We start from the raw sequence: 20,594 nt of genomic DNA on the forward strand, positions 1-20,594 counted from the left end.
TTCTGGTAATCCGTCATGAGCGATAACGCCTTTCGCCCGGCGAGCCTGGTCCTCGCCACGGTGGGCCTGTCCCTGGCCACCTTCATGCAGGTGCTCGACACCACCATCGCCAACGTCGCCCTGACCACCATTTCCGGCAACCTCGGGGTGAGTTCGGAACAAGGCACCTGGGTCATCACCGCCTTTGCCGTGAGCAACGCCATCGCCCTGCCGCTGACCGGCTGGATGGCGCGGCGCTTCGGCGAGGTCAAGCTGTTCATGGCCGCCGTGGTGCTCTTCGTCATCACCTCCTTTCTCTGCGGCATCGCCACCTCCATGCCGGAACTGGTGATTTTCCGCGCCATGCAGGGCTTCGTCGCCGGCCCGCTCTATCCCATGGCCCAGACCCTGCTGCTGGCGATCTTTCCGGCGGCCAAGCGCGGCATGGCCCTGGCACTATTGGCCATGGTGACGGTGGTGGCGCCCATCATCGGCCCCATCGCCGGCGGCTGGATCACCGACAACTACAGCTGGCCGTGGATCTTCTTCATCAACATTCCCATCGGCATCTTCGCCACCCTGGTGGTCTGGAGCCAGCTGGGCAAGAAGCCGGAAAAGCTGGTGCACCAGCCCATCGACTATGTCGGGCTGATCCTCCTGGTGCTGGGTGTGGGCGTATTGCAGGTGGTGCTGGACAAGGGCAACGATCTGGACTGGTTCGAATCCAACCTGATCTGCCTGGGCGCGGCCTTTTCCGCCGTGGCCCTCACCGCCTTGGTGATCTGGGAGCTGACCGACAAGCATCCCATCGTCAACCTGCGGCTGTTCCGCTATCGCAACTTCAGCTTCGGCACCCTGGCGCTGGTGCTGGGCTATTCGGGCTTCTTCGGCATCAACCTGCTGCTGCCCCAGTGGCTGCAGACCCAGCTCGGCTACACCCCGGTGTGGGCGGGTCTGGCTGCGGCGCCCATCGGCATCCTGCCGGTGATCCTCTCGCCGCTGGTGGGCAAGTTCGCGCACAAGACCGACCTGCGCCTGCTGGCCGGCGGCTCCTTCCTGGTGATAGGGGCGTCCTGCTTCATGCGCGCCACCTTCAACAACGAGGTGGACTATCGCCACATCGCCGAGGTACAGACCTTCATGGGCCTGGGTGTGGCGCTGTTCTTCATGCCGACCACCAGCATCCTGCTGTCCAGCCTCAAGCCGTCGGAGCTGGCGGATGGTGGCGGTCTGGCGACCTTCCTGCGGGTGCTGGGCGGCAGCTTCGCCTCCTCCCTGACCACCTGGCTGTGGCAGCGCCGCGCCATCCATCACCATGCCCAGCTGACCGAGGACGTCACCGTCTACAGCCCGGCCACCCAGCATTACCTGGACGCCCTCGGCGGGCCGTCGCAGCAGGCCTATGCGCAGCTGGACAAGGTGGTGGAGAGCCAGGCCTACATGCTTTCCACGGTGGACTACTTCACCCTGCTCGGCTGGATCTTCATGGGCCTGTTCCTGATCATCTGGCTGGCCAAGCCGCCCTTCGCGGCCAAGCCGGGGGCCGGTGGCGGCGACCACTAGCCCGGCATTCAGGGAGTGCCGGGCTGGGTCTCCAGGTAGTCGGCGATGTCGCGCAGGTCGTCAGCGCCGCCGATGCCCCAGAATCTCATCTTGGTGCCCGGCACCTTCCGCTCGGGATCGCGCAGAAAGGCCGCCAGGGCCTCGCGATCCCAGGCAAAGCCGGCCTGGCGCATGGCCTCGGAATAGTTATAGCCGGCCAGGCTCCCGGCCTGGCGACCGAAGAGGTCGTTGAGCTGGGGGCCAAAACCGGACTGGGCGCCCGGTCCCACCGAATGGCAATTGTGGCAGCGGCGCAGGAAGAGATTGCGGCCATTGTCGGCATCGGCCCAGGCCAGTTCACCGCCGAGCAATGCCAGCACGGCCAGCCCAGCCAGGCCCTTCATCGCTGGCACTTCCGGCAATAGACGCTGGCGCGCTGGCCCAGGCGGATCTCCTGCAGGCCAGTCCCGCAGACCTTGCAGAATTCGCCCTTGCGCCCGTAGACGAACAGCTCCTGCTTGAAATAGCCCGGCGCCCCATCACCACCGATGAAGTCGCGCAGGGTGGTGCCGCCGCTTTCGATGGAGCGCGCCAGGACCTTCTTGATCTCGACGGCCAGGCGCTCGTAGCGCGCCCGGGAAACGCTGCCAGCGGCCCGGCGGGGATCGATGCCGGCGGCGAACAGCGCCTCGGCGGCGTAGATGTTGCCCACCCCCACCACCACGGCGTTGTCCATGATGAAGGGTTTGACCGCCATGCTGCGCCCGCGCGACAGCTCGAACAGCCGACCGCCGTCGAAGGCCTCGGTCAGCGGTTCGGGCCCCAGCTTGCTCAGCAGCACATGGGCATGGGGATCCTGGGTCCAGAGCAGCGCACCGAAGCGGCGCGGATCGGTGTAGCGCAACGACAGCCCGGATTCCAGCTCGATGTCGACGTGCTCGTGCTTGGCCGGCGGCTGGTCGGCGGGCACCAGGCGCAGGCTGCCGGACATGCCCAGGTGACCGATCAGGGTGCCGCTCTCGGCGCGGATCAGCAGGTACTTGGCCCGTCGCTCGACGGCCTCGATGCGCTGCCCGGAGAGGCGCACATCCAGGTCCTCGGGTACCGGCCAGCGCAGCCGGCCATCGCGGACGATGACCCGGCGCACGCGCTGACCGACGACATGGGGCTCGATGCCCCGGCGAGTGGTTTCGACTTCAGGTAGTTCGGGCATGAGGATCCAGAAGGATTGCGGACGCCTTAGTAATTGATCCGACCGCTGCCCATTTCAAGGATGGTTTCCTTGAGCGACTCGAAGTCGTATTCGGACAGGCCGACGTGATCCAGCACCCGCGGCGCGATGGCCTGCCACTCGTGATCCTCGTCCTGGCCACCCAGGGCGCGATAGCAGCGGCAGATGTGCTCGGCCATCTTCAGCAGCGCCAGCAGATTCTTGATCTGGATGTCGGTGGACGAGTCCTCGTCGAAGACCGACTGGGCGTTGTGGTGATTGGCGATGGCCTGGCCGACGTGTTCCGGCAGGCGCCAGGAGCGGGAGATGAAATAGCCCACCACGGCGTGATTGGTGCTGAAGATGCGGTTCTCCACGTCCACCACCCGCACCTGCTCGTTGACGCTGGCATAGGCCTCTTCCAGCACCGCCATGTAGTTGGGGAAGCGCTTGAGCATCAGCGGGATGCCGCAGTTGTGGAACAGACCCAGGGCATAGGCCTCGTCCGGGGTCGGATAGCCGGTCTTCTTGGCCAGGCTCAGGCAGGTCTCGGCGACGTCCTGGGCGGTGTCCCAGAAGCGGTTGAGGATGACGATGGTCTCGTCGGTGAGCTCGCCCTTGATCGACTGGGCGTTGATCAGGTTGATGACCGACTGGCTGCCCAGCAGATTGACCGCCCGCTGGATCGAGGTGATGCGATTGCTGAGACCGAAGTACGGCGAGTTCACCAGCTTGAGCAGGGCGCCCGAGAGCCCCGGGTCCTGGCCGATCAGGCGGGAGATGACCTTGAGATCGGGGCTGGGCATGAGTTGTTCGAGTTGCAGATCCACCATGATCTGCGGCTGCGGCGGAATGCTGATGCCTTGCAGAGCCTGACGGATCTGCTCCTCGGACAGCTGAGGGGACGCTTGGGACATGGGGACTACTCTGCGATGGATGTCGCAAATCTACTCCGCACCGCTCGGCTATGCCATCGGGCGCGACGAAGGAACTTCAGAGGGGTAAAGCGAGACGGATTTAGGAGCGCTGGCAAAAGGCTAGCCCGACCGAATTCCAATCGAGGTATCCGCAACCATGGCTACATCCCTGAACGGCAAGAAAATCGCCATCCTGGTCACCGACGGCTTCGAGCAGGCCGAACTCACCGGCCCCAAGCAGGCCCTGGAACAGGCGGGCGCCCAAACCCACATCATCTCCGCCGAGAACGGTGAGGTGCGCGGCTGGGACGGCACCGAGCCGGCCGACAGCTTTCCGGTGGACCTCACCTTCGCCGCAGCCAATGCCGGCGACTATGACGCCGTGCTGCTGCCCGGCGGCGTGGTCAACGCCGACACCATCCGCATCGACGAGCAGGCCCAGCAGCTGACCAAGCAGATCGCCGACGCCGGCAAGCCGGTCGCCGTCATCTGCCACGGTGCCTGGCTGCTGATCTCCGCCGGCCTCGTGCAGGGCAAGACCCTGACCAGTTGGCCCTCGCTGACCGACGACCTCAGGAACGCTGGCGCCACCTGGCAGGACCAGGAAGTCATCGTCGACGGTCAACTGGTGAGCAGCCGCAAGCCAGACGACATTCCGGCCTTCAATCGCGAGTTTATCAAGCTGCTGGCAGGCTGAGTCATCAAGACTGGCACTTTGATCTCATAAGACTGAACTTATGGCAAAGTGCCAGAGTCTTATCGAGTGCCCCCAAAGCACTTTTAGCCCGCCCTGCCCGGCGGGCTTTCTTTTGCCCGGCGTTTGGCTGGAGCCTTTTCAGAATCTTGCGAGCTAGAGCCAAACAAGGCTCGGGCGGCCCCACAAAAACGCCTGAGGCAGCGGATCGGACCCGCGCTTGGTGTTTACACAGGCTAGACGACGGGGCCGGCCTTCCAGGATGCTTGCAATGCCGTCTGGCCGACACGCAGCCGATTATGAACAGGCTTCAGGCCTGGAAATCACCTTGCAGATCCACCAGATGGCGCTCGATGTCGGCCAGGCGCTGGCCCTGGTCGCTCATGCCCAGCCAATCCAGCTTGAGGTGCGCCTCGAACGGCAGCAGATAGGCCAGCTGGTAGCCCAGGGCCTGGCGGTCGACAACCTCGCCGCCCATGTCCAGGCTGGCCACCATTGGATGCTGGGCCAGGGCCGCCAGTAGCGCCATCAGGTCGGCGTCGCCATCGCGTAGCGGCTGGGGATCGGTTTCCGGGAGCCACTCCACCTCACCCACCACCAGGTGATCGGGTTGCTCTTCCTGGCTCAGCAGGCGAAAGCGCCGTCCGCCTTCGATGCGGATACCCAGCAGGCCGTTGCTCTGCTGCTGCCAGTCGCGGATCAGCGCCTCGCAACCGTAGGCACCCAGGCGATTCGGCGCGCCACCGGTCTCGCGGCCTTCGAGGATGGTCACCACGCCAAAGCTGCTGCCCTGCTTGAGGCAGCGACCGAGCATGTCCAGATAGCGGGCTTCGAACAGCTGCAGATCAAGGCGGCAGCCGGGGAACAGGGTGGTATTGAGCGGAAACAGGGGCAGCGTCATGAAACCTCCGGGGCTTGAGGGTCCTGCTGGATAGAGCATCGAGCGCCGCCGAAGGCTCCCGCGCGGCGACGCGCGGGGCCTGGTCGGGTCAGAAGCGATAGACCTCGGCGCCGGTGCGGATGGGCACCACGGCCGGCAGCGTCGGCCGAGCCTGGGCCTCTTCGACAAGTTTCTTCGGCTCCTTGCGCGCCATCTCGGTCTCGCGGCGGCCGCGCTGGGCGACCTTGGTGAGATCTGTGGCCAGCCGCACCGACAGTTGTTGCAGCAATTCGCCCTGGGCCCGCACCTGGGCCGCGCGATCGCCCGCGTGCCGGGTCTGCAGGTGGATCACCTCGGTATCCAGCAGCCGGCCCTGGCCGTCGCGCAACTGCCAGCTGGCATCGAGGGTGGCAGGCGCCTGGTCACCGGCATCGAGCCGGGTCACCACCAGCTCCACCCGGTACTGCGGATCGAAGCCTGCGGGTTGCTCCCCCACCACCACCCGACCGCTATTAAGGCGGCCGGCGAGTTGGCGCTGCAGCAATTGACGCACGTTGGCGTCCAGCGGTCCGGCCCAGTGGTCGCGGGTGGTCTTGAGACTGCCGTCGGCCTGGCGCTCCAGCAGCACGTCGCGCTGCAGGTAGTCGGCCAGTTGCAGGCTTTCGATCCACACCGCAAGGCCGCGCTCACTGCTCGCCGGCGCACGCGCATTGCCGCCATCGAGCTGGTAGTAGTGGCTGGGGTCGAGGCTGGCACAGCCACCCAGGCCGGCCAGCAGGCCAACGAGCGCCAGCCTGACAAGACACATCCGTTTCATCGAGGCTCTCTCTCGACGGGCAGCGAGGCCCGGCGAGTCCTGGTCGAAAAAATCCGGGCTATGCTAGCGGCTGACCGCGGGCGGCTCAAGTTTCCACCTGCAGCGAGTCTACCCGCTGGAAGCCCCGTGGCAGCTTGTTGCCCCGCCGGCCGCGCTCGGCACGATAGTGCTCCAGGTCGCTGCCCTTGAGGGTATAGGGGCGTTTGCCGGCCTGCAGCGTGAGGGAAGCGCCGGCCGGCACCACGGCCAGATCGACCACGTATTCCTCGCGCTTGGCGACCCGTTCGCCGGGAATGGAGATCAGCTTGTTGCCCTTGCCCTTGGCCAGCTGCGGCAGCTCGGTGATGGCGAACACCAGCAATCGTCCCTCGTTGGTGACCACCGCGAGGGAGGTGTCTTCCAGGGAGGCGACCGGCTTGGGCGGCAGCACCTTGGCCCCATTGGGCAGACTGATCAGCGCCTTGCCGGCCTTGTTCTTGGCCTGCAGGTCCTCGCCCCTGACCACGAAACCATAGCCGGCGTCCGAGGCCAGGACATAGAGGCTGCTGTCGTCCGGCAGCAGCAGACACTCGAAGCTGGCGCCCGGCGGCGGCGTCAGGCGTCCGGTCAGGGGTTCGCCCTGGCCACGCGCCGACGGCAGTGAATGGGCGGCGACGGAATAGCTGCGGCCGCTGGAGTCGATGAAGACGGCGAACTGATTGGAGCGGCCCAGGGCCGCTGCCTTGAAGCCGTCGCCGGCCTTGTAGGACAGCCCGGTCGGATCGACGTCATGGCCTTTGGCCTGACGCACCCAGCCCTTCTCGGAAAGCACCACGGTCACCGGCTCGGTGGGCATGAGCTCGGTTTCGGACAGCGCCTTGGCCTCGGCCCGGGCGACGATGGGCGAGCGGCGGGCGTCGCCATAGGTCTCGGCATCCTTGATCAGTTCGTCACGGACCAGGTTGCGCAGCTTCTTGTCACTGCCCAGCAGGGTCTGCAGGCGCTTCTGTTCCTTGAGCAGTTCGGCCTGTTCGCCGCGGATCTTCATCTCTTCCAGGCGCGCCAGCTGGCGCAGGCGGGTTTCGAGGATGTAGTCGGCCTGGTCCTCGGAGAGTTCGAAGCGGGCCATCAGCGCCTGCCGGGGATGCTCTTCGGTGCGGATGATGTGGATGACTTCATCCAGATTGAGGAAGGCGACCAGCAGGCCATCCAGCAGATGCAGGCGACGCTCGACCTTGTCCAGACGGAACTGCAGGCGGCGGCGCACTGTGCCGATGCGGTAGATCAGCCACTCCTGGAGGATCTGCCGGAGGTCCTTGACCTGGGGCTTGCCATCGAGGCCGATGACGTTGAGGTTGACCCGGTAGCTGGACTCCAGATCGGTGGTGGCGAACAGGTGCTGCATCAGTTCGTCGGCATCGATGCGGTTGGAGCGCGGCACGATGACGATGCGGGTCGGATTCTCGTGGTCCGACTCGTCGCGCAGGTCGGCCACCATGGGCAGCTTCTTGGCCTGCATCTGGGCGGCGATCTGCTCCAGCACCTTGGAACCTGAGACCTGGTGCGGCAGCGCGGTGATGACCACGTCGCCGTCTTCGCGGCGGTAGACGGCGCGCATGCGCACCGAGCCGCGACCAGTCTCGTAGATTTTGCGCAGATCGGCGCGGGGCGTGATGATCTCGGCTTCGGTGGGGAAGTCCGGGCCCGGCACGTGTTCGAGCAGTTCGGGAATCCCGGCGATGGGATCGTCCAGCAGGCGTATGCAGGCGGCCGCCACCTCGCGCAGGTTGTGCGGCGGGATGTCGGTGGCCATGCCCACGGCGATGCCGGTGGTGCCATTGAGCAGCAGGTTGGGCAGCCGCGCCGGCAGCACCGCCGGCTCGTTCAGGGTACCGTCGAAGTTGGGCACCCAGTCCACGGTGCCCTGCCCCAGTTCGTTGAGCAGCACCTCGGAATAGCGCGACAGGCGTGCCTCGGTGTAGCGCATGGCGGCGAAGGACTTGGGATCGTCCGGCGCACCCCAGTTGCCCTGGCCATCCACCAGCGGATAGCGATAGGAGAACGGCTGCGCCATGAGCACCATGGCTTCGTAGCAGGCCGAGTCGCCATGGGGGTGGTACTTACCAAGCACGTCACCCACGGTACGGGCGGATTTCTTGTGCTTGGCGTCTGCATCCAGCCCCAGTTCGCTCATGGCGTAGATGATGCGGCGCTGGACCGGCTTGAGGCCGTCGCCGATGTGCGGCAGGGCGCGATCCATGATGACGTACATGGAGTAGTCCAGATACGCCTTCTCGGTGAAGTCGGCCATCGATCGGCGTTCGACGCCATCCAGGCTCAGGTCGAGGGGTGCACTCATGGGGGTCCTTTGGTGTTACGTCGTTGATCGGGGGGCCCGGTCCATTGCGGTCATGGACCGCTCCTACAGGTGCTCGATACACCTGTAGGAGCGGTCGCTGCGGCGAACCGCCATGGCCGCGATAGGCGCAGCCAACATATTTAGAGCAGCACTTCGGCGCGATCGCCCTTGGATTCCAGCCAGCTCTTGCGGTCGCCGGATCTCTTCTTGGCCAGCAGCATGTCCATCATCTCGAGGGTGGCGGGCACGTCGTCGAGGGTCAGCTGCACCAGGCGCCGCGTGTTGGGGTCCATGGTGGTCTCGCGCAGCTGCAGCGGATTCATCTCGCCCAGGCCCTTGAAGCGGGTCACCTGGGGCTTGCCGCGCTTCTTCTCCGCCGCCAGGCGATCGAGGATGCCATCCCGCTCGGCGGGATCGAGCGCATAGTGCACCTCCTTGCCGAGGTCGATGCGGTACAGCGGCGGCATGGCCACATAGACGTGGCCGGCATCCACCAGCGGCCGGAAGTGCTGCACGAACAGCGCGCACAGCAAGGTGGCGATGTGCAGACCGTCGGAGTCGGCGTCGGCGAGGATGCAGATCTTGCCGTATCTGAGGCCGCTCAGGTCGGCGCTGCCCGGGTCGATACCGATGGCCACGGCGATGTCGTGTACCTCCTGACTGCCCAGCACCTCGCTGCCATCCACTTCCCAGGTATTCAGGATCTTGCCGCGCAGCGGCATGATGGCCTGGAATTCCTTGCTGCGCGCCTGCTTGGCGCTGCCGCCCGCAGAGTCGCCCTCCACCAGGAACAACTCGGATCTCATCGGATCCTGACCGGCGCAATCGGCCAGCTTGCCGGGCAGCGCCGGGCCCTGGGTGATCTTCTTGCGCTCGACCTTCTTGCCCGCCTTGAGGCGGCGGCCGGCATTGTTGATCGCCAGTTCGGCGATCTGCTGACCCAGCTCCGGATGGGCGTTGAGCCAGAGGCTGAAGGCGTCCTTGACCACCCCGGAAACGAAGGCCGCGGCCTCGCGGGAGGACAGGCGCTCCTTGGTCTGGCCGGAGAATTGCGGCTCCTGCATCTTCATCGAGAGGACAAAGGCGATGCGCTCCCAGACGTCTTCCGGGGCCAGCTTGAGGCCGCGCGGCAGGAGGTTGCGGAATTCGCAGAATTCGCGGATGGCGTCCAGCAGGCCCTGGCGCAGGCCGTTCACATGGGTGCCGCCCTGGGCGGTGGGAATCAGGTTGACGTAACTTTCCTGCACCGACTCGCCGCCTTCGGGCAGCCAGAACAGCGCCCAGTCCACCGCTTCCCGGGCCGAGGCCAGGGTGCCGTGGAAGGGTGCCTCGGGCAGCCGCAGGGCGTCGCCCACGGTGTCGATCAGATAGGATCTCAGCCCGTCTTCGTAATGCCATTCGCTGCGCTCGCCACTGGCTTCGTCGAGGAAGCTCACCGCCAGGCCCGGGCAGAGCACCGCCTTGGCCTTGAGCACGTGCTTCAGGCGGCTGATGGAAAACTTGGGCGCATCGAAGTACTTGGGGTCCGGCCAGAAGTGCACGCTGGTGCCGGTATTGCGCTTGCCAACGCTGCCGACCACGGCCAGTTCGCTGGCCTTGAAGCCATCGGCGAAGGCCATGCCGTATTCGTTGCCCTCGCGCTTGACGCGCACCTCGACCCGGGTCGACAGGGCGTTCACTACCGAGATGCCCACGCCGTGCAGACCGCCGGAGAACTGGTAGTTCTTGTTGGAGAACTTGCCACCGGCGTGCAGCTTGGTAAGGATCAGCTCGACGCCGGAGACGCCCTCTTCCGGATGGATGTCCACCGGCATGCCGCGGCCGTCATCGATGACTTCGAGGGAGTTGTCGGCGTGCAGGATCACCTGCACCTGGCGCGCATGACCGGCCAGGGCCTCGTCCACGCTGTTGTCGATGACTTCCTGGGCCAGGTGGTTGGGCCGCGAGGTGTCGGTGTACATGCCAGGGCGCTTGCGCACCGGATCGAGTCCGGAGAGGACTTCGATGGCGTCGGCGTTATAGGCGTTCTGCGTGGCCATGGGGTCTCTATTCGAAGGTGTTGAAATCCAGCTCGCGCCAGAGCGCCGGGTCGAAGCCGGCCAGCTCCAGCAGCAGCGGCAGCTGGCGATGGAAGCCCTGGAAGCCGTGGTCGCCACCCTGCTCGATGCGCAGGGTACAGCCGCCGTAGTAACGTTCGGCGTCGCGGTAGTCGAGGGTCTCGTCGCCGGTCTGCAGCCAGACGTGGAAACGCTCGGGATCCGCCGGCGCCGCGACTTCCAGCGCACGCATGGCCTCGACGTGGGCCTCGGTAAGGGTCCAGCTCTCGCCGGTATGGTGATTGCGCTGGGGGCCCAGGTAGTGCTCCATGAAGCGCCAGGGCCGGACCGCCGGATTGATCAGTACGGCCTTGAGCCCATGGCGCTCGGCCAGGACGGTGGCATAGTAGCCGCCCAGGGAGCTGCCGACCAGCAAGGGGGCGTCAAGCTCGGCCAGCTCGCGCTCCAGCAAAGCGAAGGCAGCGTCGGCATCATTGGGCAGCGCCGGCGCGCGCAGGCGGTCCACCAGGCCGAGGCGGGTCATGCAGGCAGTGAGCTGCCGCGCCTTCAGGGACGCGGGTGAGCTGTTGAAACCATGGATATAGAGGATCGACGGCATCGGGCCGCTCCTACTGGATAAAAAAACAGGTAAAGAGTAACCCGTTTCGACCCTCGCGACCAAGACAGCCGACCGGCGTCAGCCCGGGCAGCCCTAGTAGCCCGCGGCGCTGTGATCCACGGTGAAGGCATGCTGTTGCAGACGCGAGACACCAGTCTCCAGATTGCCGTCGGGCAACAGGCGCAACCAGCGATAGCCCGGGGCCTGATCGCCCGCCTTGAAGTCCTGGCTGCCCGGCTCGAATTGCAGGCCGGTGGACGGCGAGGCCAGCAGGCGTACGCCGTTGCGCAGCTGATCGAACTCCTGGTGGATGTGCCCCCAGAGCACCACCTTGACCTGGGGATGGCGATCCAGCACGGCAAACAGCTCGTCCGCCCGGTGCAGGCCCAGGGGCTCCATCCAGCCACACCCCACGGGTACCGGATGATGGTGCAGGCAGATCAGTGCCGGACGCTCGGGCGCGGCACTCAGGGCCTCGTCTAGGGTCACCAGCTGCGCCTGCTCCAGCTCGCCGAAGACGCAGCCGCGCACGGTGCTGTCGAGCAGAATCAAGCGCCAGGCGCCCAGGTCGGTGACGGTTTCCAGGAAATCGCGATTGCCACAGGCCTTGGCCATGGGCACGTTCTCGTCATGATTGCCAGCCAGCCAGCGCATGGGCGCAGCCAGGGGTTCGGTCAGCTCGCAGAAGCGTTGATAGGACGCCACGGAGCCGTCCTGGGAGAGATCACCGCTGGCCAGCAGCAGATCGATGCGTGGCTGCTCCCGGACCACCTGGGCCACCACCTGTTGCAGGCTGGCTGCCGTATCGATACCCAACAACCGACCGTTGGCGCGCGCGAACAGATGACTATCGGTCAATTGGACGACGAGGGGAGCGTTGACACTATCCGGCAAACTCACCAAAGCCTCCTAGGGCATAAGGGGACAACGAGCGCAGGCAGGGTGCAGAAAAGTTCCCGGGAACTTGCGTGCATGCTTCACATTTTCGCAGCTTGCACCGCGCGAGGGAAGCTACGGCTGTCAGCGTTGCGCCCCAGTGCTCATCGCTGCAGGATAGGTTCAGCTTCGTGGCCACAGGCCAGGCAGTGACTCAGCCACTCACCGAGAAACAGATTGAGCTGACTCTTTTCGTCAGGCTGATACATGGCCTGATTGGGATAGGGATAGCGTCCGAGCAGGTGCCGGGAGGCCCCGGCCGACACCACTTCCGCCATCCGCGCATCGTGATAGACGCGCACTTCCAGTTCGGGCACCGGCAACCAGGGCAGCCCCAGTTCCTGACGCACCCGCAAGACCGTCGTATAGGGACAGGCCTCGGTGACTTCCAAGGCGAGCACGCCCAGTGGGCGCTCGCCTTGCGACAACATGACGCGGCGCGACACCACGGCTTCGCGCATCTTGGGCAGAAGCCGCATCAGCCGCACGTAGTTGGCCTCGCACGTGGCCTGCAGGCCCGGCAGGTCAACTCGATAGCGATCTCGCAGTTTCAGCCCCATAACCCCCGTACCTCGGCGCGATTGAGCGCCAACCATTGCAGGGCGATGATAGCCGCTGCGTTATTGATTCGACCGTCGCGAACCCCGGCCAGTGCCTCGTCCAGCGACCAGACATGGACGCGAATGTCCTCGCCCTCCTCTTCCAGGCCATGGACGCCACCGGCATCCGCGGTGCTGCAGCGACCCAGGTAGAGATAGACCTGTTCGTCGCTGCCGCCAGGCGAGGGGAAGTAGGTGGAGATGGGCCAGAGCGATTGCAAGGTCAGCCCGGCTTCTTCCTCGGCTTCCCGATGAGCGACCGCCTCGACGGCCTCGCCCTGCTTGTCCACCAAGCCCGCCACCGGCTCAAGCAGCCATGGATGAGCGGTCTTTTCCATGACGCCGACGCGAAACTGCTCGATAAGCACCACCTCGTCGCGCGCGGCGTCGTAGGGCAGCACGCAGACCGCATCGGGACGCACGAAGACCTCGCGTTCCAGTTCCGGCCCCAGGGCACCGGAGAACTGGCGGTGGCGCAGCCGGAAGCGGGCCATGCGGTAGAAGCCCTGGAAGCAGATCTCGCGGCTCAGGATTTCAACGGCGGGCGCCTGGGATTCGTTGGCTTCGGTCATGGGCGCTCCAGCGCTGAATGAAGGTGATCAGCTCATCCTAGCGTGCCCCCCGCGCTCGTGCAGCCCCTGGCGCGCCAAGTCGCGAAAGGGACAACAAGCCGGGAAACCTCCGGCCGCCCCTGGCAAACTTATCGAGCCAGACGGGTTCGAAAGCCGTCATTCTCTGTTTCCATGACAAGGAATCCCATGCGTATCCGCCCACTCCTCCTGCTCGCCGGCCTGCTGCTCGGTGGTTGCCAAAGCGTCTTCGGCCCCAACCTCGACAAACCCCTCACGCCTCGCCATCAGGCCTGGGAGCACCGCCCGGCCGGTTGCCAGGGCGAAGACTGCCCGCTGATCAACATCGACTACGTGGAATTCGGCGACCCGGCGCTGGACGCCCTGGTGCAGCGGCACCTGCTGGGCCTGGCCCGCGCCGAGCCGGGTGCGCCCATCCCGGCTTCGCTGGAGAGCTACGAGCGGGACTTCCTCGCCAAGGCGCAGCCACGCTGGAGCAGCTATCTGCAGGCCAAGGTGCGTGAACAGCATGACGGCCTGGTGATCATCGAGTTCTCCAGCTACCTGGCCAATGGCGGTGCCCATGGTCTGGCCGGCCGTGACTTCGTCACCTGGGATCGCCATCTCGACCGGCAGATCACCCTGGGCGACATGCTGGTGCCGGGGCAGGAAGCCGAGTTCTGGCGGCTGGCGCAGCTGTCGCGCGAGGCCTGGATGGTCAGCAACAACGTCGGCGATGCCGACTTCCGCCAGCAGTGGCCCTTCCTCAAGACCAACAACGTGGCCCTGGACTTCGGCGCCCTGACGCTTAAGTACGACATCGGCAGCATCGCCCCCTACGCCATGGGCCATCCGGAGCTGAAGATCCCTTATCCCAAGCTCAATGGCATCCTCAAGGGCGAGTATTTCCCGGGGCGGGGCAAGGCGCGGCAGCCGTAGGACCTGGTCAACCGAAATCATCTGCTGCAAGCGGGTTTGATCGCGGCCATGGGCCGCTCCTACAGCGGACTCAATCTTCTGTAGGAGCGGCCGCATCACCGGATCCATGGCCGCGATACCCCCACCCCAACCCTCCCCCGCACGCGGGAGAGGGGGCAGTTAGGCGTAGGTTGGGTTGAGCGCAGCGAAGCCCAACAGGCCGGCCCCTAAACCCGCTTCAATCCGAGCAGCGCCTGCGCGGCGCCAGCCACCACGATGGCTGGCAGGGTCGCGCCCCAGGCGGGGAGCAGGGTCGGCAGCAGGTGGTAGACGGCCACGCCCAGGGCCCAGGCGATCAGGGATTCCAGGCGCAACGCCCGTACCCGCTGCGGAGCCTTGCGGCGGCGCAGCAGGAAGTGATCCACCAGCACCACGCCGAACAGCGGGGCGAACACCGAGCCGATCAGCAGCAGGAAGTGTTCGTACTGGGCCAGGGGCACCAGCAGCGCCAGCAGGGTGCAGAGGATGCCGATAGCCAGGGTCAGCTGCCAGATCTTCACCTGGGCCAGGAAACCCGTCGCCACCGCCGCCGAGTGATAGGCGGCAAAGGCGTTTTCCGATTCGTCCAGCAGGATCAGCAGCAGCGGCAGGCCCAGGCCGGCCACGGCCAGGGCGCGCAGCAGGGCGTCGGCTTCACCGCCGCTGGCGAAAGCCAGGGTGTAGGCGAAGCCCAGGCCCATCAGCCAGAGGTTGCCACAGAAATAGCCCAGCATGACGCCGCGCCCGGCGCTACGCCCGGTGCGGGCGAAGCGGGTGTAGTCGGCGATCACCGGTAGCCACGACAGCGGCATGGCCACCACCAGGTCGAAGCCCAGGGCCTGGGTCAGGGAGCCGTCGCCCGAACGCTGCCAGAGCGCGGCCAAGTCGGCGCGCAGGAAGAGGTCCAGGGTCAGCCAGGTGCAGGCCCCGAGCAGCAGCCAGATGCCCCAGCGGCTGAGGAAACGGCGCACGAAGGTTAGGGGACCGGCCACCGCCAGGGCCGTGGCCAGGGCGCCGAAGACCAGGGTCCAGAGCACCGGCGAGGCCCAGCTCTGCAGGCCCCAGCTGCCCAGCAGCACACTGGCAGCCTCGCGCATCACCACCAGTTCGAAGGCGCCCCAGCCGATCAGCTGGGTGATGTTGAGCACCGCCGGCAACAGCGCGCCGCGCTGGCCGAGGCTCTGGCCCAGGGCGCTCATGCCGGCCAGGCCGGTATCGCTGCCCACCAGGCCGGCGGCCGCCAGCAGCAGCACCCCGACCCCGGTGCCGAGCACCAGCACCAGCAGGCCATCGGCCAGGCCGAGGCCGGGTGCCAGCAACGCGCCGGCCTGGGCCACCATGAGACCGATGCCCAGGGAGAACCAGAGGGTGAAGAGATCGCGCCCGCCAAGGATGCGGCGGTCCGCCGGAACGGGGATGGTGGGGGTATAGAGGCCGGGGGCCTGGGCCATGATGGGTCTCGTGAGCAAGGGGTTGAGGACGCCCGACGTCGTGGGGTGACGCCGGGCATTGTTGGGCTTCGCTGCGCTCAGCGCCAACCTACGGTCGTCAGACCTGCTTGTAGATCACCCCGCCTTCGTCCTTGAAGCGCGCCGCCTGTTCCTGGAAGCCGGCCTCGATGGCCTTCTGCTCGTCGGTCAGGCCGTTTTCCTTGGCGTAGTCGCGGACTTCCTGGGTGATCTTCATGGAGCAGAACTTGGGCCCGCACATGGAGCAGAAGTGCGCCACCTTGGCCGAGTCCTTGGGCAGGGTCTCGTCGTGGAAGGCGCGCGCCGTGTCCGGGTCCAGGCCCAGGTTGAACTGGTCTTCCCAGCGGAATTCGAAGCGCGCCTTGGACAGGGCGTTGTCGCGGATCTGGGCGCCAGGGTGCCCCTTGGCCAGATCGGCGGCATGGGCGGCGATCTTGTAGGTGATGATGCCGGTCTTGACGTCGTCCTTGTTGGGCAGGCCGAGGTGCTCCTTGGGCGTCACGTAGCAGAGCATGGCGCAGCCGAACCAGCCGATCATGGCGGCGCCGATGCCGCTGGTGATGTGGTCGTAGCCGGGGGCGATATCGGTGGTCAGCGGACCGAGGGTGTAGAACGGCGCCTCGTCGCAGCACTCCAGCTGCTTGTCCATGTTTTCCTTGATCAGCTGCATGGGCACATGGCCCGGACCTTCGATCATGGTCTGGACGTCATGCTTCCAGGCGATCTTGGTCAGCTCGCCAAGGGTTTCCAGCTCGCCGAACTGAGCGGCGTCGTTGGCATCGGCGATGGAGCCCGGGCGCAGGCCGTCACCCAGGGAAAAGCTCATGTCGTAGGCCTGCATGATCTCGCAGATGTCTTCGAAGTGGGTATAGAGGAAGTTTTCCTTGTGATGCGCCAGGCACCACTTGGCCATGATGGAGCCGCCGCGGGAGACGATGCCGGTGACGCGCTTGGCGGTCAGGGGCACGTAGTGCAGACGCACCCCGGCATGGATGGTGAAGTAGTCCACGCCCTGCTCCGCCTGCTCGATGAGCGTGTCGCGGAACAGCTCCCAGGTCAGTTCTTCGGCGACACCATCGACCTTTTCCAGGGCCTGGTAGATGGGCACGGTGCCGATGGGGACCGGCGAATTGCGGATGATCCACTCGCGGGTCTCGTGGATGTGCTTGCCGGTGGACAGGTCCATCACGGTGTCGGCGCCCCAGCGGATGCCCCAGGTCAGCTTCTCGACCTCTTCCTCGATGGAAGAGCCCAGGGCGCTGTTGCCGATGTTGCCGTTGATCTTCACCAGGAAGTTGCGGCCGATGATCATCGGCTCCAGCTCCAGGTGGTTGATGTTGGCCGGGATGATGGCGCGGCCGCGGGCCACCTCGTCGCGGACGAACTCGGGGGTGATCTCCTGGGGAATGCTGGCGCCGAAACTCTGGCCGCGGTGCTGATTGCCGAGCAGGCCGGCGGCGCGGGCTTCCTGCAGCTTCATGTTCTCGCGGATGGCGATGTATTCCATCTCCGGGGTGACGATGCCCTGGCGGGCATAGTGCATCTGGGAAACGTTGCGCCCGGCCTTGGCCCGGCGCGGCTGGCGCGCCAGGTCGAATCTCAGGGCGGCCAGGCTCGGATCGGCGAGGCGCGCCTGGCCGAACTCGGAAGACAGCCCGGCCAGCAGCTCGGTGTCGCCGCGCTCTTCGATCCAGCGCGAACGCACGTCCGGCAGGCCCTTGCGCAGGTCGATACGGGCGGCCGGGTCGGTATAGGGACCGGAGGTGTCGTAGACGCACACCGGGGCGTTCTTTTCACCGCCGAACGCGGTGGGAGTATCGGCGAGGGAGATTTCCCGCACCGGCACGCGAATGTCGGGACGCGAACCGGTCAGATAGACCTTGCGCGAATTGGGCAACGGCTGGGTGGACTGACGGTCGACGCGGGTGAAGTCGGTGACGTTGTTCTGCTTGTTCATCGAGGCTCTCCTGGTGGGCGCGTTGCCGAGGGAAGAACCTGGACGAAGGGTGGGCACGCAGGAAGAGGCAAGCCCGGACGGATGGCGACCACGGATGGAGACGGCGGACGCCCTCTTGTTCCCTACGCAGGTTGACGCACCGCCATGCGGCGCGCCTAGCCTGATCAGGTTCAACGGGATCCGGGACTACCCGATCTCAGCGCCTCGTAGCGCACCCCGACAAGAACGTGGCCAGTGTAAACCCAGAGCGGCAGAAACTTCGACCGCTATTTCCTCTCCTATGGCGGATTCGGACGAAGCCACTACACTGGCGCGGTCCCTCAAGGAAGGCTCCAAGAATGCGAAGATTCCTGCTGCTCGCGGCGCTCTGCAGCACGGCCGGGCTGGCCCAGGCCCAGGTCGCCGGCAATGGCCTGCTCGACGTCTACCGCGAAGCGCTGGACAACAATGCCGACCTCGCCGCCGAACGCGCCGGGCTTGGCGCCCAGCGCGAGGCGGTGCCCCAGGCGCGCGCCGGCCTGCTGCCGCAGATCGGGCTCGGTGCCCAGTTCAACGACACCCATACCAGCCTGCAGCTCAAGGACAATCCGGCGCTGGGCGTCCAGGGTGGCCGCTACAGCAGCGATCGCAGCAGCCAGCTGATCCAGGCGACCCTCAGCCAGCCACTGTTCCGCGCCGATCGCTGGTTCCAGCTCAAGGCGGCCAAGGCCGCCACCGAGCAGGCCGAGCTGCAGTTTTCCGCCGCCCAGCAGCAGCTCATCCTGCAGACCGCCGAGGGCTATTTCAGCGCCCTGCGCGCCCAGGACGCCCTGGCCACTGCTCGCGCCGAGGAAAAGGCGCTGTACCGTCAGCTGGACCAGTCCCGCGAGCGTTACAAGGTCGGCCTGACCGACGACACCGACGTGCTCCAGGCCCAGGCCAGCTTCGACAACGCCCAGGCCAACCGCTCCCAGAGCGAGCAGCAGGTGGCCGACGCCTTCCAGGCCCTGACCCGGCTGACCGATCGCGACTATGGCAGCATCGCCGGTATCCGCCACGACCTGCCGATCCTGCCGCCACAACCCAACGATGCCCGCCAGTGGGTGGACACCGCCATGCGCCAGAATCTGCAATTGCTGGCTGCCGGCCAGGGTGTCAATGCGGCCCAGGAAACCCTGCGCCAGCGTCGCGCCGGGCACCTGCCGACGGTGGATGCGGTGGCGCGCTACAGCCACAGCGACAACGATGCGGTGAATCTGCCCAACGCCGAGCAGCTGTCCCTGTTCGGCAGCCCGGTCAACAGCCGCAGCATCGGTATCCAGGTCGAGGTGCCGCTGTACAGCGGCGGCGCCACCAGCTCCCAGGCGCGTCAGGCCTACCAGCAGCTGGACCGCAGTGAGCAGCAGCAGGAAAGCCTGCGCCGCCAGGTGGTGCAGAACACCCGCAACGCCCATCGGGCGATCAACACCGACATCGAGCAGGTGCGCGCCCGACGGCTGTCCATCGCCTCCAGCCAGCGCGCCCTGAGAGCCACTGAGATCGCCTACCAGGTGGGCAGCCGTACCATCGTCGACGTGCTCGACGCCCAGCGGCTGCTGTACAACGCCGTGCGCCAGTACAACGACGCCCGCTACAACTACATCCTGGACACTCTGAGACTCAAGCAGGCGGCCGGCACCCTGGCGCCCAACGACCTGCTGGCCCTGTCCGGCTATCTCGATCCCCACTACGACCCGGATCGCGACTTCCTGCCGCCGGACCTGGCCAAGACCCGCGCCGACGTCCTGCCGGCACGTTCCGCTCAGGGCTTGAGCAGTCCGTCGAGCCCGGAGAGCAGGCGCTCCAGCGCGCCCTGATTGGCGGCCAATACCGCCAGGCCCGCCTGACGACGCCGAGCGGCTTCCGCCGGTTCGGCCCAGAGCCGGGCCACGGCGGCAGCGATGGCCGAGGCTTCCGCTACTGTTTCCAAAGCGCCGGCGTCGCGCAACTGGGTGACGATGTCGAGGAAGTTGAATACGTGCGGTCCGCTGAGCACCGGCACGCCGAGAGCGGCCGGCTCGAGCGGGTTGTGCCCGCCGCGCTCGATCAGGCTGCCACCGACGAAGGCGACGTCGGCCAGGGCGTAGAGAAACAGCAGCTCGCCCATGGTGTCGCCCAGCAGGACCTGGGTCTGCGGTTGCACCGCCTCCCCCGTCGAGCGCTGGATCACGCTGAAGCCTTCACCCCGCACCTCGCCCAGCACCTCGGGAAAGCGTTCGGGATGACGCGGCACCAGGATCAGCAGGGCATCGGGACGGGTGGCCAGCAGTTGGCGCTGGGCCTGGAGCAGGATCTCGTCTTCACCGGCATGGGTGCTGGCGGCGATCCACACCGGGCGACGGCCCCAGCCCTGGCGCAGCGCAGCCGCGCGCGCCGGCAGCTCGAGGTCGATGCGCAGGTCGAACTTGATGGAGCCGGTCACCGTGACCCGCTCGGCACGGGCACCGAGGGCGCGGAAGCGCTCGGCTTCCACCGGCGTCTGCACCGCCAGCCAGGCCAGCTCCGCCAGCATCGGCGCGGTCACCCCGCCCAGCTTGCCGTAGCCCCGGGCGGAGCGCTCGGACAGCCGGCCATTGGCCAGGGCGATGGGAATGTCGCGGCGCGCCGCCTGGTGGATGAGGTTGGGCCAGAGTTCGGTTTCCATCACCACCCCCAGGCTGGGCCGCAGGCGATCGAGGAAGCGTCCGGCCAGCCCCGGCAGGTCGTAGGGCAGATAACAGTGGTGGACGTCGCTGCCGAACAGGGCGCGAATGCGCTCCGAGCCGGTGGGCGTCATGCAGGTCACGGTGATCGGCAGCTGCGGATGGCGCTGGCGCAGCGCACGGATCACCGGCGCGGCGGCAATGCTCTCCCCCACCGACACCGCATGCACCCAGATGCCGCCGGGCGGCACCTCTGGCAAGCCCAGCGCCAGGCGCTCGCCGATGCGTTGCCGATAGGCGGGAGCCTTGCGCCCGCGCCAGAGCAGGCGCAGCAGGATGAAGGGCAAGGCCAGGGTGAAGATCAGGCTATAGAGGGTACGGTTCATGGCGGCAGAGCTTAATGAAGCAAGGCCGC

Annotated in this window: 18 protein-coding genes and 1 riboswitch; of the genes, 4 read left to right on the forward strand and 14 right to left on the reverse strand. The window is 66.4% G+C overall.

Annotated features, from left to right (window positions below; all coding sequences use genetic code 11):
• The first annotated feature begins 15 nt into the window (after positions 1 to 15).
• Positions 16 to 1,542 carry a DHA2 family efflux MFS transporter permease subunit gene (locus OMP44_RS23010; RefSeq protein WP_133862577.1) on the forward strand — a complete coding sequence of 509 codons (1,527 nt, stop codon included), beginning with the start codon at positions 16 to 18 and terminating at the stop codon, positions 1,540 to 1,542.
• Between the two features lie 8 nt (positions 1,543 to 1,550).
• On the opposite strand, the gene OMP44_RS23015 is transcribed toward OMP44_RS23010, so the two are convergent.
• The 3 genes from OMP44_RS23015 to OMP44_RS23025 are packed head-to-tail and all read right to left on the reverse strand — an operon-like array spanning position 1,551 to position 3,585.
• The gene (locus OMP44_RS23015) at positions 1,551 to 1,925 is read right to left on the reverse strand and encodes a c-type cytochrome (protein ID WP_280311425.1); all 375 of its coding nucleotides are present in this window, start codon (positions 1,923 to 1,925) and stop codon (positions 1,551 to 1,553) included.
• The gene (mutM, locus tag OMP44_RS23020) at positions 1,922 to 2,734 is read right to left on the reverse strand and encodes a bifunctional DNA-formamidopyrimidine glycosylase/DNA-(apurinic or apyrimidinic site) lyase (RefSeq protein ID WP_093256224.1); all 813 of its coding nucleotides are present in this window, start codon (positions 2,732 to 2,734) and stop codon (positions 1,922 to 1,924) included. Before mutM ends, OMP44_RS23015 begins: the two co-directional genes overlap by 4 nt.
• Positions 2,735 to 2,760: 26 nt before the next feature.
• On the reverse strand, positions 2,761 to 3,585 hold the full coding sequence (locus tag OMP44_RS23025; protein ID WP_405046487.1) for an HDOD domain-containing protein: 825 nt from the start codon (positions 3,583 to 3,585) through the stop codon (positions 2,761 to 2,763).
• 220 nt (positions 3,586 to 3,805) lie between these two features.
• Between OMP44_RS23025 and OMP44_RS23030 the strand changes: the two genes are divergently transcribed.
• The gene (locus OMP44_RS23030; RefSeq protein ID WP_187980192.1) at positions 3,806 to 4,345 is read left to right on the forward strand and encodes a type 1 glutamine amidotransferase domain-containing protein; all 540 of its coding nucleotides are present in this window, start codon (positions 3,806 to 3,808) and stop codon (positions 4,343 to 4,345) included.
• Between the two features lie 307 nt (positions 4,346 to 4,652).
• On the opposite strand, the gene OMP44_RS23035 is transcribed toward OMP44_RS23030, so the two are convergent.
• From OMP44_RS23035 to OMP44_RS23070, 8 genes are all read right to left on the reverse strand, one after another.
• Positions 4,653 to 5,243 carry an LON peptidase substrate-binding domain-containing protein gene (locus tag OMP44_RS23035; protein WP_280311426.1) on the reverse strand — a complete coding sequence of 197 codons (591 nt, stop codon included), beginning with the start codon at positions 5,241 to 5,243 and terminating at the stop codon, positions 4,653 to 4,655.
• 88 nt (positions 5,244 to 5,331) lie between these two features.
• Positions 5,332 to 6,030, reverse strand: coding sequence for a PqiC family protein (locus tag OMP44_RS23040; RefSeq protein ID WP_280311427.1), 699 nt, complete (start codon positions 6,028 to 6,030; stop codon positions 5,332 to 5,334).
• 94 nt (positions 6,031 to 6,124) lie between these two features.
• Positions 6,125 to 8,377, reverse strand: a complete 2,253-nt coding sequence (parC, locus tag OMP44_RS23045) for a DNA topoisomerase IV subunit A (protein ID WP_280311428.1) — start codon at positions 8,375 to 8,377, stop codon at positions 6,125 to 6,127.
• Between the two features lie 140 nt (positions 8,378 to 8,517).
• The gene (gene parE / locus OMP44_RS23050; RefSeq protein WP_273861823.1) at positions 8,518 to 10,416 is read right to left on the reverse strand and encodes a DNA topoisomerase IV subunit B; all 1,899 of its coding nucleotides are present in this window, start codon (positions 10,414 to 10,416) and stop codon (positions 8,518 to 8,520) included.
• A gap of 7 nt (positions 10,417 to 10,423) precedes the next feature.
• Positions 10,424 to 11,032: a YqiA/YcfP family alpha/beta fold hydrolase gene (locus OMP44_RS23055; RefSeq protein ID WP_280311429.1), complete on the reverse strand. Its 609-nt coding sequence runs from the start codon at positions 11,030 to 11,032 to the stop codon at positions 10,424 to 10,426.
• A 93-nt stretch (positions 11,033 to 11,125) separates the two neighbouring features.
• Complete coding sequence (gene cpdA, locus OMP44_RS23060; protein ID WP_133862586.1) at positions 11,126 to 11,932, reverse strand: 3',5'-cyclic-AMP phosphodiesterase; 807 nt, start codon at positions 11,930 to 11,932, stop codon at positions 11,126 to 11,128.
• A 140-nt stretch (positions 11,933 to 12,072) separates the two neighbouring features.
• The gene (locus OMP44_RS23065) at positions 12,073 to 12,528 is read right to left on the reverse strand and encodes a DUF1249 domain-containing protein (RefSeq protein WP_132832828.1); all 456 of its coding nucleotides are present in this window, start codon (positions 12,526 to 12,528) and stop codon (positions 12,073 to 12,075) included.
• Positions 12,519 to 13,139, reverse strand: coding sequence for an NUDIX domain-containing protein (locus OMP44_RS23070; RefSeq protein ID WP_133862587.1), 621 nt, complete (start codon positions 13,137 to 13,139; stop codon positions 12,519 to 12,521). The genes OMP44_RS23065 and OMP44_RS23070 overlap by 10 nt, the downstream gene beginning before the upstream one ends.
• A 186-nt stretch (positions 13,140 to 13,325) precedes the next feature.
• Between OMP44_RS23070 and OMP44_RS23075 the strand changes: the two genes are divergently transcribed.
• Positions 13,326 to 14,075, forward strand: a complete 750-nt coding sequence (locus tag OMP44_RS23075; protein ID WP_133862588.1) for an RsiV family protein — start codon at positions 13,326 to 13,328, stop codon at positions 14,073 to 14,075.
• A gap of 206 nt (positions 14,076 to 14,281) precedes the next feature.
• Here the strand turns inward: OMP44_RS23075 and cytX are convergent, their stop codons facing one another.
• Together cytX and thiC are read right to left on the reverse strand one after the other, a co-directional pair.
• Positions 14,282 to 15,544 carry a putative hydroxymethylpyrimidine transporter CytX gene (gene cytX / locus OMP44_RS23080; protein WP_187980201.1) on the reverse strand — a complete coding sequence of 421 codons (1,263 nt, stop codon included), beginning with the start codon at positions 15,542 to 15,544 and terminating at the stop codon, positions 14,282 to 14,284.
• Between the two features lie 97 nt (positions 15,545 to 15,641).
• Positions 15,642 to 17,519, reverse strand: coding sequence for a phosphomethylpyrimidine synthase ThiC (gene thiC / locus OMP44_RS23085; RefSeq protein ID WP_280311430.1), 1,878 nt, complete (start codon positions 17,517 to 17,519; stop codon positions 15,642 to 15,644).
• A 102-nt stretch (positions 17,520 to 17,621) separates the two neighbouring features.
• Positions 17,622 to 17,748: riboswitch (TPP riboswitch) on the reverse strand.
• Positions 17,749 to 17,857: 109 nt separating this feature from the next.
• Between thiC and OMP44_RS23090 the strand changes: the two genes are divergently transcribed.
• Complete coding sequence (locus OMP44_RS23090) at positions 17,858 to 19,354, forward strand: TolC family outer membrane protein (protein ID WP_187980202.1); 1,497 nt, start codon at positions 17,858 to 17,860, stop codon at positions 19,352 to 19,354.
• Here the strand turns inward: OMP44_RS23090 and waaA are convergent.
• Entirely contained in the window at positions 19,300 to 20,565 is a 1,266-nt protein-coding gene (gene waaA, locus OMP44_RS23095; protein WP_280311431.1) for a lipid IV(A) 3-deoxy-D-manno-octulosonic acid transferase, read from the reverse strand. The two genes, OMP44_RS23090 and waaA, sit on opposite strands and share 55 nt — an antisense overlap.
• Positions 20,566 to 20,594 lie beyond the last annotated feature (29 nt).

The organism is Pseudomonas flavocrustae, from assembly GCF_029872515.1.
In the GTDB taxonomy this organism is placed as follows: domain Bacteria; phylum Pseudomonadota; class Gammaproteobacteria; order Pseudomonadales; family Pseudomonadaceae; genus Chryseomonas; species Chryseomonas aestiva.